Origin of the sequence: Pseudomonas sp. BN515 (assembly GCF_029873155.1) — a bacterium.
Taxonomy (GTDB): domain Bacteria; phylum Pseudomonadota; class Gammaproteobacteria; order Pseudomonadales; family Pseudomonadaceae; genus Metapseudomonas.
In genome coordinates this window covers 32,017-44,306 of record NZ_SSOH01000030.1, presented here as the reverse complement: position 1 = coordinate 44,306, position 12,290 = coordinate 32,017, and the positions used below count along the sequence as shown (strand labels likewise).

The window sequence follows — 12,290 nt, the reverse complement described above, 5'->3', positions numbered from 1 at the left end:
TGGATCTCGTTGCTGCGCGGCTTTCAGAGCTGCAGGATCAGGGTCTTGAGCGGTGGGCGTCCGTCCTGCGAAGGGAAGTCGGCGGCAGGAGCGAGCTGCTGCCACTCGCGCACCGGCCGGCCCAGCTTGCTGGCGCAACGCAGCACCTGCTCGCGCCAGTCCTCCATCGCGACCTTGGCGAGGTTGTTATTGCACACCAGCACGCCACCTTCGGCGGTCGCCATGAGCGCGGGCTTGAGCAGGCTCTGGTAGTCGCGCAGCAGGTCCACGGTGCCGAAGGCGCTCTTGGCCCAGGCCGGTGGGTCGAGGAACACCAGGTCGAACTGGCGCTGTTCCAGGCGTGGGTAGCTCGGCAGTTTCTGGCCATGACGGCGGGCGATGGTCAGGCCGGCAAACTGGCGGATGGCCGGGAAGTAGTCGGATTGCACGAAGTGCATGGGCGCAAGCGTCGGGTTCAGCTCACCGTTCTCGCGGCCGACCGCCAGGTTGCCCTCGGCGAAGTCCAGGTTCCACACCTCGCTGGCGCCGCCGGCCGCCGCACAGAGGCCGACGCCGCAGGTGTAGGCGAAGAGGTTGAGCACCGACTTGCCGGCACTGTTGGCCTTCACCCAGCCACGGGTGTTGCGCAGGTCGAGGAAGAGCAGCGGATCCTGGCCGGGGTGACGGCCACGTACCCGGTAGTTCAGGCCCCATTCATGACCCACCAGGTCCTCCAGGGCAGCGGGCTCGGCCTGGTAGACCGGGTCGCGGCGATCGACTCGCGAATTGCCCTGGGAGCGGTCGTTGTAGACCAGCAGCAGCTTCTCGCCGAGGAATTCGTCCACCGCAGCGGCCAGTTCCAGCAGGGGCTCGCGCTCCAGTGCCTGGTGGAAGCTCTGCACCATCAATTGCGCGCCGTAGCGGTCGACGGTCAGGCCGGGAGCGCCTTCCTGGCTGCCGTGGAACAGCCGATAGCAATCGGTGCCCTGGGCATGGAGTTCTGTCAGCAGCGGCTGACGGGCGTCGAGGGCGGCGCGCAGCGCCTGGAGGAGAGCGGGGGACATGCGCGGCGTCTCGCAAAAAGGGGCGCGCAGTTTAACAAAGGTCGAGGTCGGCGCGGCTCCGGCCGGCCTCGGTCGGTCTCACCGGGGCGGTAGCCCCATGCGACGGCGCGCACGATGCACGGCGCCATTGCGCATGGCCCAGCGCAGCAGCGGCGCCACGCGCCAGACCAGATCCCGCACCACGCGGCGCTGCCAGGGGCGCTGGTGCAGGCCGATCATGGCGCTGGCCCACTCCGGCATCAGGTCGATGCCGGCCTGCATCATCAGGATGCCGAAGGGTTTGGCCACGGCGCTGGGCGCCGGCGCGGCGAGGAGGACGCGCACCACTTCCAGGCTGCGTTCGTCGCAGAACAGCTGTGGGCGCATGGCTTCCAGGTAGTCCGCCACCTCCTGGCGGGACTTCGGCACATTGCTCGCGCCGAGCCGTTCGGCCACCAGGGCGATCTCGGCGTAGTAGCGATCCTGGTCTTCACCGCTCAAGTGCGGGTTGAGATAACGCAGGTGGGACTTGAGGAAGCAGCTGACCTCGGCCACGTGCACCCAGGTAAGCAGCGCGGGATCGCTGGCCGCGTAAGGGCGCCCGTCGGGGGCGGTGCCGGTTACCTGCAGGTGGATGGTACGCACCTTGTCGATCAGCCAGTCGGCGTCCTTGCGGGTGCCGTAGGTGGTGCCGGAAATGAACTGGCCGGTGCGACGCAGGCGGCCGAGCATGTCCGCGCGGAAATTGGAGTGGTCCCAGACGCCCGAGAGCGCCAGGGGATGCAGCATCTGCAGGAGCAGGGCGCTGATGCCGCCGATCATCATCGTGGTGAAGTCGCCGTGGACCTTCCAGGTCACCGAGTCCGGACCGAACAGGCCGGGGTCACCCTTGGGGTTCTCGAAGTCGAGTTGGCCGAGGGCGAGGCCAGTCAGGCCGATGATCTGGCTTTCGATACGGCGGCGGATGAATTCCATGGGGCGGGCGATTCCAAAGGAAAGGCGACAGCCCCCAGCGAGGGCTGCCGCCTTGGCAGGTGTTACTGGTTGAGGCGCTTGTCGATCAGGTTCTGCACCACGGACGGGTCGGCCAGGGTGGAGGTATCGCCCAGGTTCTCCAGCTCATTGCAGGCGATCTTGCGCAGGATGCGGCGCATGATCTTGCCCGAACGGGTCTTGGGCAGGCCCGGCGCCCACTGGATCAGCTCCGGCTTGGCGAAGCTGCCGATTTCCTTGCTGACCAGGGCCAGCAGTTCCTTCTTCAGCTCTTCGGAGGGTTCCAGGCCCTTCATCGGCGTGACGAAGGCGTAGATGCCCTGGCCCTTGAGGTCGTGGGGGTAGCCCACCACGGCGGCCTCGGCCACGGAGTCGTGCAACACCAGGGCGCTTTCCACCTCGGCGGTACCGATGCGGTGGCCGGACACGTTGATCACGTCATCGACGCGGCCAGTGATCCAGTAGTAGCCATCCTCGTCGCGGCGGGCGCCGTCGCCGGTGAAGTAGTAGCCGGGGTAGGCGGAGAAGTAGGTGTCGATCATCCGCTTGTGGTCGCCGTAGACGCTGCGGATCTGGCTCGGCCAACTGGCCTTGATCGCCAGTACGCCGGAGCCGGCGCCTTCGATTTCCTTGCCCTTTTCATCCAGCAGTACCGGCTGTACGCCGAAGAACGGGCGGGTGGCCGAACCGGGCTTGAGGGCGGTAGCGCCCGGAAGCGGGGTGATGAGGATGCTGCCGGTCTCGGTCTGCCACCAGGTGTCGACGATGGGGCAGCGGCAGTCGCCCACCACGTTGTAGTACCACTCCCAGGCTTCGGGGTTGATCGGCTCGCCGACGCTGCCGAGCAGGCGCAGGCTGGTGCGGGAGGCTTTCTTCACCGGGTCCTCGCCTTCACGCATCAGGGCGCGGATGGCGGTCGGCGCGGTGTAGAAGATGTTCACCTGGTGCTTGTCGATCACCTGCCAGAAGCGCGAGGAATCCGGGTAGTTGGGCACGCCTTCGAACATCAGGGTAGTGGCGGCGTTGGCCAGCGGGCCGTAGACGATGTAGCTGTGGCCGGTGACCCAGCCCACGTCCGCGGTGCACCAGAAGATTTCGCCGTCCTTGTAGTCGAACACGTACTTGTGGGTCATCGCCGCACCCAGCAGGTAACCGCCGGTGGTGTGCAGTACGCCCTTGGGTTTGCCGGTGGAACCGGAGGTGTAGAGGATGAACAGCGGGTCCTCGGCGTCCATCCATTCTGGCGGGCAGTCCTCGCTGACCCCGTGCAGGGCCTCGTGGTACCAGAGGTCACGCCCGTCCTGCCAGTCGATCTTGCCTTCGGTGCGCTGCACCACCAGCACCGACGAGACGTTCGGGCAGTCCTTCAGCGCCTTGTCGACGTTCTGCTTCAGCGGCACGTACTTGCCGCCGCGCACGCCTTCGTCGGCGGTGATCACGGTACGGCAGTCGGCGTCGAGGATGCGGTCACGCAGGGCGTCCGGGGAGAAGCCGCCGAACACCACCGAATGCACGGCACCGATGCGCGCACAGGCGAGCATCGCGTAGGCCGCTTCGGGGATCATCGGCATGTAGATGCACACGCGGTCGCCCTTTTTCACGCCACGGCTCTTCAGCACGTTGGCCAGGCGGGTGACATGGCTGTGCAGCTTGCGGTAGGTGATCTGCGCGGACTCACTGGGATTGTCGCCTTCCCAGATGATGGCGACCTGCTCGCCGCGCTGCTCCAGATGGCGGTCGATGCAGTTGTAGGCGACGTTCAGCTTGCCGCCCTTGAACCACTCGGCTTCGCCCTTCTTGAGGTCGCTGCGGTGCAGCTGCTCCCAGGGCTGGAACCAGGTGAGGAAACTGGTGGCCTGCTCGCTCCAGAACAGCTCGGGCTGCTCGACGGACTGCTGGTACAGGCGCAGGTAGGCATCGTTATCAATGAGCGCCTGCTTGCGCACGGCGTCTGGCACGGGGTGAAGGCTGATCTCGTACATGGCGGGTCCTTGTTGTTGTCTAGCCGAGATACCCACAAGGGTGCATCCAAGCCATCGCAGGGTTCAAGGGTTGACCATGGAGTTTTGAGCCCCAGGCCCGCCGGATCGTTCAGTGGCGCCGATATTCGAGCTGGGCGGCGACGAAAGCGGCAGTGGCGTCGCCATAGCGCGCGGCGATCCCGGCCAAGGCCTCGTCCAGCACTTTTCCGGGTGACGTCTCCCGGCCGGGGAGCGGCGGCATTCCTTTGGCTGGGGCGTCTGGTAGCAGCGTCAGGCCATTGAGGCTGCGGACCGGGCCGTTGCCGCTGGCCAGCACTTTGGTGCGGAAGCTGCGAGCCCAGGCATCGACGCGCAAGGCGAGGGTCGCTTCGTCCAGGTCCGGCTGCAGGGGCAGGGAGAGGGTTTCGTGGCGCCAGAAGGCAAGGTAATTGCCTGCCGCCGTCAGGTAGCCGCCAGCACCGAATGCGAAGGACTGGCTGTCGTGCGCTGGAGACCAGTCCGTCAACCCGATCTCCCGGCCCAGGGCTTCGGCTTTCAGCGGGCCGGCGATGGCTTCCACCAGCGCCAGGGATACCGGCACGGCGGCACTGACGCCCGAACTGGTCACCAGCTTGCCGTCCACCACATAGCGCCGGTCGGCCTGCCAACGGGTGTCGGGAAAGTCTGTCTCGCGCATTGATTTCGAATACCAGTGGCCGGTGGCTTGGCGGCCGTGGAGCAAGCCGGTGTGGCCCAGGACCAGCACGCCGTCGCAGATGCCGACGATGGTGGCGCCTTTGGCGGCCTGGCCGGCCACGAAGGCGGTGAGCACATGGTCGTCGCTGTAGTGCACGGCGGGCACGATCAAATAGTCGGCACCCTGTGGATAACGCTGCTCGAACTCGCGGGTGGTGGCCTGGGCGTCGATCTTCAGCGCCGGCATCATCTGCAGCGGCCCCTCACGGGTGGACAGGGCGACCACCTTGGCGACCCCAGCACGGCTGAGCAAGCCGAAGGGCACCAGGTAATCCACCAGTTCGGTCATGCGGTTCTCGCCGACCACGGCCACCAGCGGCTGTTCGCGGCCGAAGCGCGGCTGGTAGGGCTCAAGTGCGTCTGCTTGGGCGAGCAGGGGAGCGAAAAGCGTCAGGATCAGGAGCAGCGTGCGCATGGGTTTTCTCCGAAGTAGGGGTTCCAGTCTGGCGCGCGGGCGAATGTCAGGAATGACAGCTATCAGTGAATATCTGCCAACCCTGCTTTCGAGTATTCCCCGATGCCACACCCCCATCGCGTGCTGCTGGTGGTCTTCCCCGATTTCCAACTGCTGGATGCCACCGGCCCGGCGGAAGTGTTTGCCTCTGTCAGCGGCCACCTGTCGAAGGAGGCAGGTCCCGCCTATGTCTTGCAGAGCATCTCCGTCACCGGTGGGCTGGTGCGTTCCAGTACCGGGTTGGAGCTGATGACCGAAGCCCTGCCAGAGCCGGCCAGCCTGGCCGGGTGCACCCTGTTGGTGGCGGGCGGCTATGGCGTGCAACGGGCGATGGCGCAGGGCGTGCTGGCGCGCTGGCTCAAGGACGCGGTGGCCCGGACGGCACGCTGCGGTTCGGTGTGCACCGGGGCCTTCCTGCTGGCCCAGGCGGGTTTGCTCGATGGCCGCCCGGTGGTGACCCACTGGAAGTACGCGACGCTGCTGAAACGGCTGTTCCCGAAGTTGCTGGTGCAGGAAGACGCGCTGTTCGTTCGCGATGGGCGCTTCTACAGCTCGGCCGGGGTAACAGCCGGCATGGACCTTTGCCTGAGCCTGGTGGAGGAAGACCATGGTCGCGCGGTATCGCTGCAGGTGGCCAAGGGGCTGGTGATGTACCTGCGCCGGCCCGGCGGTCAGCGGCAGTTCAGTGCCGAATTGCTGGCGCAGCAGGCACCCCCTGGAGGCGTGATGGAGAAGCTGGTCCAGTGGTTGCGCGGTCGCCTGCACGAGGCATTGGACATCGAGGTGATGGCGGCGGAGATGGCGGTATCACCGCGGACGCTTCACCGGCATTGCCAGGCGGAGCTGGGGGTTACGCCGGCGAAACTGCTGTTCCAATTGAGACTGGAAGAGGCGTGCCGATTGCTGGGGCAGGGCGCGCCGTCACTCAAGCGTACGGCGGAGAACAGCGGATTCGGCAGCGAATACAACCTGCGCCGGGCGTTCATTCAGGCGCTGGGGGTAACGCCGAGCGAGTATCGGCAGCGGTTCTGCCGGTAGTGGCAAAAGGTTGCGAGAGTGTTGTGGCGGCGAATTCATTCGCTGACCGGACCGAAGGTTCGGCCCGGAGATATGCAGGGCGCTACGCGCCCATTGCGAATGAATTCGCCCCCACAGGATCAACCGCGGTGACGCGCGCGGAAGAAGTCGATCAGGCCTTGGGTCGAACCATCCTCGGCCTGGGCTTCGTCCTGGCCAGTCAGGCGCGAATAGACGGTCTTGCCCAGTTCCTTGCCCAGTTCCACGCCCCACTGGTCGAAGGCGTTTACGCCCCAGAGCACGCTCTGCACGTAGACCTTGTGCTCGTACATGGCAATCAGTGCACCCAGGCGGCGCGGGCTGATGCGTTCCATCACCAGGGTGTTGCTCGGACGGTTGCCGGGCACCACCTTGTGCGGCGCCAGACGCTGCACTTCTTCTTCCGGCAGGCCCTTGGCGCGCAGTTCGGCCTCGGCCTCCTCGCGGGACTTGCCGAGCATCAGCGCCTGGCTCTGGGACAGGCAGTTGGCGAACAGCCACTGATGGTGGTCGGCTACCGGGTTGTAGCTGGAGACGGGGACGATGAAGTCCGCCGGAATCAGCTGGGTGCCCTGGTGCAGCAACTGGTGGTAGGCATGCTGGCCGTTGCAGCCGACGCCGCCCCAGATGACCGGGCCGGTTCCGGCGGTGACCGGAGTGCCATCCTGGCGCACGCTCTTGCCGTTGGACTCCATGTCCAGCTGCTGCAGGTGATCGGTGAAGTTACGCAGGTAGTAGTCGTAGGGCAGGATCGCGTGGCTGCGCGCGCCCCAGAAATCACCGTACCAGACGCCGAGCAGGCCGAGGATCACCGGGATGTTGCGGTCGAAAGGCGTGCTCTGGAAGTGCTGGTCCATGCTGTAGGCGCCGGACAGCAGCTCCTTGAAGTTGGAGATGCCGATGGACATGGCGATCGGCAGGCCGATGGCGGACCAGAGGGAGTAACGCCCGCCGACCCAGTCCCACATGGGGAAGATGTTCTCTTCGCGGATGCCAAAGGCCACCGCCGCTTCCTTGTTGCTGGAAACGGCGATGAAGTGCCGGTACAGCTCTTCCTCGCTGCCGCCCTGGGCCAGGTACCAGGCGCGGGCGGCCTGGGCGTTCTTCAGGGTTTCCAGGGTGCCGAAGGACTTGCTGGAGACGATGAACAGGGTGGTTTCGGCGTTCAGGCGGCAAGCCAGTTCGCGGAATTCGCTGCCGTCGATGTTCGCCAGGTAATGGCAGCGCACGCCTTTCTGGGCGAAGGGCAGCAGCGCTTCGGACACCAGTTGCGGGCCGAGGAAGGAGCCGCCGATGCCGATGTTCACGACGTCGGTGATGGGCTTTTCCGTGTAGCCGCGCCACAGGCCGTTGTGTACATAGCCCACCAGCTCGGTCATCTGGTGCAGCACGCGGTGCACCTCGGGCATCACGTCGACGCCCTCTACCCGCACCTTGTCGCCGATGGGGCGGCGCAATGCGGTGTGCAGCACCGGACGGCGCTCCGAGGCGTTGATCACGTCGCCACGGAACATGGCCTTGATGGCATCGTCGAGCTTGGCTTCTTGCGCCAGCCTGACCAGCAGCTTCAGGGTGTCGGCGCGGACCAGGTTCTTGGAGAAGTCCAGCAGCAGGCCGCAAGCGCTCAGGCTGAACTGCTTGAAGCGCTCCGGGTCCTCGGCGAAGGCCTGGCGCAGGCTGAAGCCGGCAAGGTCCTGGCGATGCTGGTGGAGCTCCTTCCAGGTGGGCAGTTGGGTGACATCGAGCGGCGTCAGGTGGTGGTCCATGGCGTACCTGTGTGCGACTTATGAAAAAGCCCGGAAAGGTCCGGGCTTCGGGTCATGCAGCTTTCCGGTCTCAGGCGACCTGTACCGGAATCGCGTTGCTGGTGTGGCTGAGTTCGTTGCCCGGAGCCATGTACAGCATACGCGGTTTGAAATTGGCGAGTTCCGATTCGCTGTAGTGAGCGTAAGCGCAGATGATCACGCGATCACCCACCTTGGCCTTGTGCGCCGCGGCGCCGTTCACCGAGATCATCCGCGAGCCGTTTTCGGCGCGGATGGCGTAGGTGGTGAAACGCTCGCCATTGTCGACGTTGTAGATCTGGATCTGTTCGTACTCGCGGATACCGGCGAGGTCGAGCCAATCACCATCGATGGCGCAGGAGCCTTCGTAGTCGAGCACGGCGTGGGTGACTTCGGCGCGGTGCAGTTTGGCCTTGAGCATGATGGCGTGCATGGCTTTTCCTCGTCAGGATGCGGGCGGCGGCAGAGTTTGCCCGAACCCCCGAGGGGGTTCAAGGCTGCGACTGGCGTTGATCAGTGCGCTTCGAGGTTGAAGGCAAGGTTGTCGATCAGGCGGGTGTTGCCCATGAAGGCGGCACCCAGGATCACCAACTGCTGGTCCTTGTCGCCTGCGGGGCGCAGATTCAGCGCTTCGCGGACTTCCAGGTAGTCCGGGCGGAAACCGGCCTTGGCCAGTTCGGCCTGGCCTTCCTGTTCCAGCGTGGTGAAGTCACGACGGCCTGCGCGGATGGCAGAGGCCATCTGCTGCAGGGTGCGGTACAGAGCGGGAGCGGCGGCGCGCTGGGCGTCGTCCAGGTAGCCATTGCGCGAGGACAGGGCCAGGCCATCTTCGGCGCGAACGGTGGGCTCGCCCATGACCTGGATCGGCATGTTCAGATCGCGCACCAGCTTGCGGATGACCGCCAACTGCTGGAAATCCTTCTCGCCGAATATCGCGAGGTCGGGCTGCACCATGTTGAACAGCTTGCTGACCACAGTGGCCACGCCTTCGAAATGGCCTGGGCGGCTGCCGCCGCAGAGACCTTCGGAAACCAGCGGGACGTTGACGCGGGTCTGGCCGTTCATGCCGTCCGGGTACATCTCTTCCACGTCCGGGTGGAACAGGAGGTGGCAGCCGGCGGCTACCAGCTTCTCCTGGTCGGCCACCAGGGTGCGCGGGTAAGTGGCCAGGTCTTCGCTGGGACCGAACTGCAGCGGGTTGACGAAGATGCTGGCGACCACGAAATCGGCGCGCTGGCTGGCCTTCTCCACCAGGGCGACGTGCCCGGAGTGGAGGTTGCCCATGGTGGGCACGAAGCCGATGCGCTTGCCTTCGCTGCGTGCGCGGGCGACGGCTGCACGCAGTTCGCGGACGGTCTTGACGGTGATCATGCGGAGAATCCGTGTTCGGCTGCGGGGAAGGTCACGTCCTTGACGGCCTGGACGTAGGCCGACAGGGCAGCCTGGATGCTGGCCTGGCCTTCCATGAAGTTCTTCACGAACTTGGGCGCACGGCCGGTGAGGGACAGGCCGAGCATGTCGTGCAGGACCAGTACCTGGCCATCGGTGGCGCTACCGGCGCCAATGCCGATCACCGGGATCTTCACCGACTGGGTGATTTCGGCGGCCAGCTCGCTGGGCACGCATTCGAGCAGCAGCATGGCGGCGCCAGCCTGTTCCAGGGCCATGGCGTCGGCGCGCAGCTGGCGGGCCTGGGCTTCCTGGCGGCCCTGGACCTTGTAGCCACCGAGGATGTTCACGGCTTGCGGAGTCAGGCCCAGGTGGGCGCAGACCGGCACGCCGCGTTCGGCCAGCAGGCGGATGGGCTCGGCCAGCCAGGCGGCGCCTTCCAGCTTCACCATGTGCGCGCCGGCCTGCATCAGGGCGGCGCTGTTGGCGAAGGTCTGCTCGAGGTTGGCGTAGGCCATGAACGGCAGGTCGGTGATGATCAGCGCACCCTGGTTACCGCGTTTAACGGCGGCGGTGTGGTAGGCCATATCGGCCATGCTGACCGGCAGGGTGCTGTCATGGCCCTGCAGGACCATGCCAAGGGAGTCGCCCACCAGCAGCACATCCACGCCAGCCTGGCAGGCTGCCTGGGCAAAGGTGGCGTCGTAGGCTGTCAGCATGGCGATCTTCTCGCCTTTCAGCTTGAGCTCTTGCAGGGTGGTCAGGGTCACATCGGGCATGAAAACGTCCTCATCGGCGCCGGTTTGCACCGGCGCGGGGCAACGGGACGCTTATAGTCCCGATGGGGGGGCATGAAGTCAATTGCAGGTGTTACCGACCTGTTACGGCGTTACCGCCAGGTCGGGCAGGCGCTCGAGGCCTTCGAATGGGCAGGCGGTCAACAGGGCCTGCAGCGGGCGCCCATCGGGCAGTTGCAGGTCCTCGGCGATCTCGGCCAGGGGATAGAGCACGAAGGCGCGGGCGTGCATGTGGTAGTGAGGAACCTGTAACCGCGGCTCATCGAGTTGGCGCTGGCCGAACAGCAGGATGTCCAGGTCCAGGGTGCGCGGACCCCAGCGTTCGTCCTTGCGTACACGCCCTTGCGCCAGCTCGATGGCTTGCAGGGCGTCGAGCAGTTCCAGCGGCGCCAGCTCGGTATCCAGGGCGGCCACGGCATTTACATAGCGGGGCTGGTCCGGTGGGCCGAGGGGATCGCTGGCGTAGAGCGAGGAAACTGCCGCGAGACGTGTTCCGGGCAGCTCGCCCAGGGCTGCAAGGGCCCCGCGCAATTGGCTGACAGGCTCGGCGAGATTGCTGCCGAGGCCGATGTACACGCGCTCCATGATCATTCGCCCGAGTTGTCAGGCGCGCCATCGCTGCGAGGGCCGCGACGGCGGCGGCTGCCACCGCGGCGGCGGCGCTGGCCGCTGGGCTGTTGCTCGTCCTTGGTATTGAGCTCGCGAATCATGTTGCGGCGCTGGCTGTCGCTGGCGTCCTGGTAGTCCGTCCACCAGTCCCCCAGGCCATCGGTTTTCTCGCCGGCGCTTTCACGCAGCAGGAGGAAATCGTAACCGGCGCGGAATCGCGGATTTTCCAGCAGCAGGTCGGCACGCTTGCCATTGCGGCGCGGCAGGCGCTCCTGCATGTCCCAGATTTCACGGATCGGGATGCTGAAACGCTTGGGAATGGCGGTGCGCTGGACCTGTTCCATGATCAGGACATGGGCCGCTTCCTGCATTGCCGGGATCGGCGGCATGCCGCGTTCCTGCAATTGCGCGGCGCGGGCGGGCAGGGCCGGCCAGAGCAGGGCGGCGAAGAGGAAGGCCGGGGTAACGGGTTTGCCCTGGCGAATGCGCTCGTCGGTGTTGATCAGCGCCTGGCGAATCAGGCGGCCGGTGTATTCGGGGTTGCGTTCCAGGGCTGCGGCGCTGGCCGGGAACAGCGGGGCGAACAGGTCGTACTCCACCAGCAGTTCGAAGGTGCGCTCGGCCTTGCCGCCGAGGAACAGCTTGAGCACTTCGTCGAACAGGCGTGCCGAGGGGATTTCCCGCAGCATCGGCGCCAGGCGGCGAATGGGCGCGGCACTGTGCTTCTCGATCTCGAAGTCCAGCTTGGCGGCGAAACGCGCGGCGCGGAGCATGCGTACCGGGTCTTCCTGGTAACGCTGCTCGGGAATGCCGATCAGGCGCACCAGGCGGTTACGGATGTCGTGCACGCCGTGGGCGTAATCGAGGATGCGCTCGGTGGTGGGGTCGTAGTACAGCGCGTTGATGGTGAAGTCGCGACGCTGGGCGTCGTCTTCCAGGCTGCCGTAGACGTTGTCGCGCAGGATGCGGCCGCTTTCGTTGCGAGAGGCCTGGTTGCTGTCTTCCTCTTCCTCACCCTGCGGGTGGTTGGCGCGGAAAGTGGCAACCTCGATGATTTCACGGCCGAACTGCACGTGGGCCAGCTTGAAGCGACGACCGATCACCCGGGCGTTGCGGAACTCGGCGCGCACCTGCTCGGGGGTGGCGTTGGTGGCCACGTCGAAGTCCTTGGGGCGCAGATTCAGCAGCAGGTCACGGACGCAACCGCCGACGACGTAGGCCTGGTAGCCAGCCTTTTGCAGGCGATCGACGACCAGTACGGCATTGCGACTGATGCCCGAACGGTGCAGCGAATGCTGATTATTGCCCAGTACTTCGGGAGTGCTGCGCGGATGCTGCGCGCGGCGAAGGGGCGAACGGAAAGACTGGAACAGCTTCTTCAGCATGGGATGCACTGTTTTGCGGAATGGACGGCCAGAAAAGGATATGGGCGCACGATGGCCGCGGATTCTAGCACTGGGAGGGGGGAT

The 12,290-nt window shown here is 65.8% G+C and carries 11 protein-coding genes; 1 reads left to right on the top strand and 10 read right to left on the bottom strand.

The window, feature by feature from the left end; all coding sequences use genetic code 11:
* Positions 1-23: 23 nt before the first annotated feature.
* From E8E91_RS08920 to E8E91_RS08905, 4 genes are all read right to left on the bottom strand, one after another.
* Positions 24-1,043, bottom strand: coding sequence for a class I SAM-dependent methyltransferase (locus E8E91_RS08920; RefSeq protein ID WP_280375448.1), 1,020 nt, complete (start codon positions 1,041-1,043; stop codon positions 24-26).
* A 78-nt stretch (positions 1,044-1,121) separates the two neighbouring features.
* Positions 1,122-1,997: an oxygenase MpaB family protein gene (locus E8E91_RS08915; RefSeq protein WP_280375447.1), complete on the bottom strand. Its 876-nt coding sequence runs from the start codon at positions 1,995-1,997 to the stop codon at positions 1,122-1,124.
* A 62-nt stretch (positions 1,998-2,059) separates the two neighbouring features.
* Positions 2,060-3,997 (bottom strand): acetate--CoA ligase, encoded by a 1,938-nt coding sequence (gene acs / locus E8E91_RS08910; protein WP_280375446.1) that lies wholly within the window; start codon positions 3,995-3,997, stop codon positions 2,060-2,062.
* A gap of 109 nt (positions 3,998-4,106) precedes the next feature.
* A complete protein-coding gene (locus E8E91_RS08905) occupies positions 4,107-5,147 on the bottom strand; it encodes a DJ-1/PfpI family protein (RefSeq protein ID WP_280375445.1) in 1,041 nt (346 codons plus the stop codon).
* A 102-nt stretch (positions 5,148-5,249) separates the two neighbouring features.
* On the opposite strand from E8E91_RS08905, the gene E8E91_RS08900 reads away from it, so the two are divergent.
* Positions 5,250-6,224 (top strand): helix-turn-helix domain-containing protein, encoded by a 975-nt coding sequence (locus E8E91_RS08900; RefSeq protein WP_280375444.1) that lies wholly within the window; start codon positions 5,250-5,252, stop codon positions 6,222-6,224.
* Between the two features lie 119 nt (positions 6,225-6,343).
* On the opposite strand, the gene pgi is transcribed toward E8E91_RS08900, so the two are convergent.
* The 6 genes from pgi to E8E91_RS08870 form a co-directional block, all read right to left on the bottom strand.
* Positions 6,344-8,008, bottom strand: a complete 1,665-nt coding sequence (gene pgi, locus E8E91_RS08895) for a glucose-6-phosphate isomerase (protein ID WP_280375443.1) — start codon at positions 8,006-8,008, stop codon at positions 6,344-6,346.
* Positions 8,009-8,078: 70 nt separating this feature from the next.
* On the bottom strand, positions 8,079-8,459 hold the full coding sequence (panD, locus tag E8E91_RS08890; protein ID WP_280375442.1) for an aspartate 1-decarboxylase: 381 nt from the start codon (positions 8,457-8,459) through the stop codon (positions 8,079-8,081).
* 80 nt (positions 8,460-8,539) lie between these two features.
* Positions 8,540-9,397, bottom strand: coding sequence for a pantoate--beta-alanine ligase (gene panC / locus E8E91_RS08885; RefSeq protein ID WP_280375441.1), 858 nt, complete (start codon positions 9,395-9,397; stop codon positions 8,540-8,542).
* Positions 9,394-10,194, bottom strand: a complete 801-nt coding sequence (gene panB, locus E8E91_RS08880; protein WP_280364932.1) for a 3-methyl-2-oxobutanoate hydroxymethyltransferase — start codon at positions 10,192-10,194, stop codon at positions 9,394-9,396. The genes panC and panB overlap by 4 nt, the downstream gene beginning before the upstream one ends.
* Positions 10,195-10,296: 102 nt before the next feature.
* Positions 10,297-10,797 carry a 2-amino-4-hydroxy-6-hydroxymethyldihydropteridine diphosphokinase gene (folK, locus tag E8E91_RS08875; RefSeq protein WP_280364930.1) on the bottom strand — a complete coding sequence of 167 codons (501 nt, stop codon included), beginning with the start codon at positions 10,795-10,797 and terminating at the stop codon, positions 10,297-10,299.
* A gap of 2 nt (positions 10,798-10,799) precedes the next feature.
* Positions 10,800-12,206, bottom strand: coding sequence for a polynucleotide adenylyltransferase PcnB (locus E8E91_RS08870; RefSeq protein ID WP_280364927.1), 1,407 nt, complete (start codon positions 12,204-12,206; stop codon positions 10,800-10,802).
* Between the last annotated feature and the right edge of the window lie 84 nt (positions 12,207-12,290).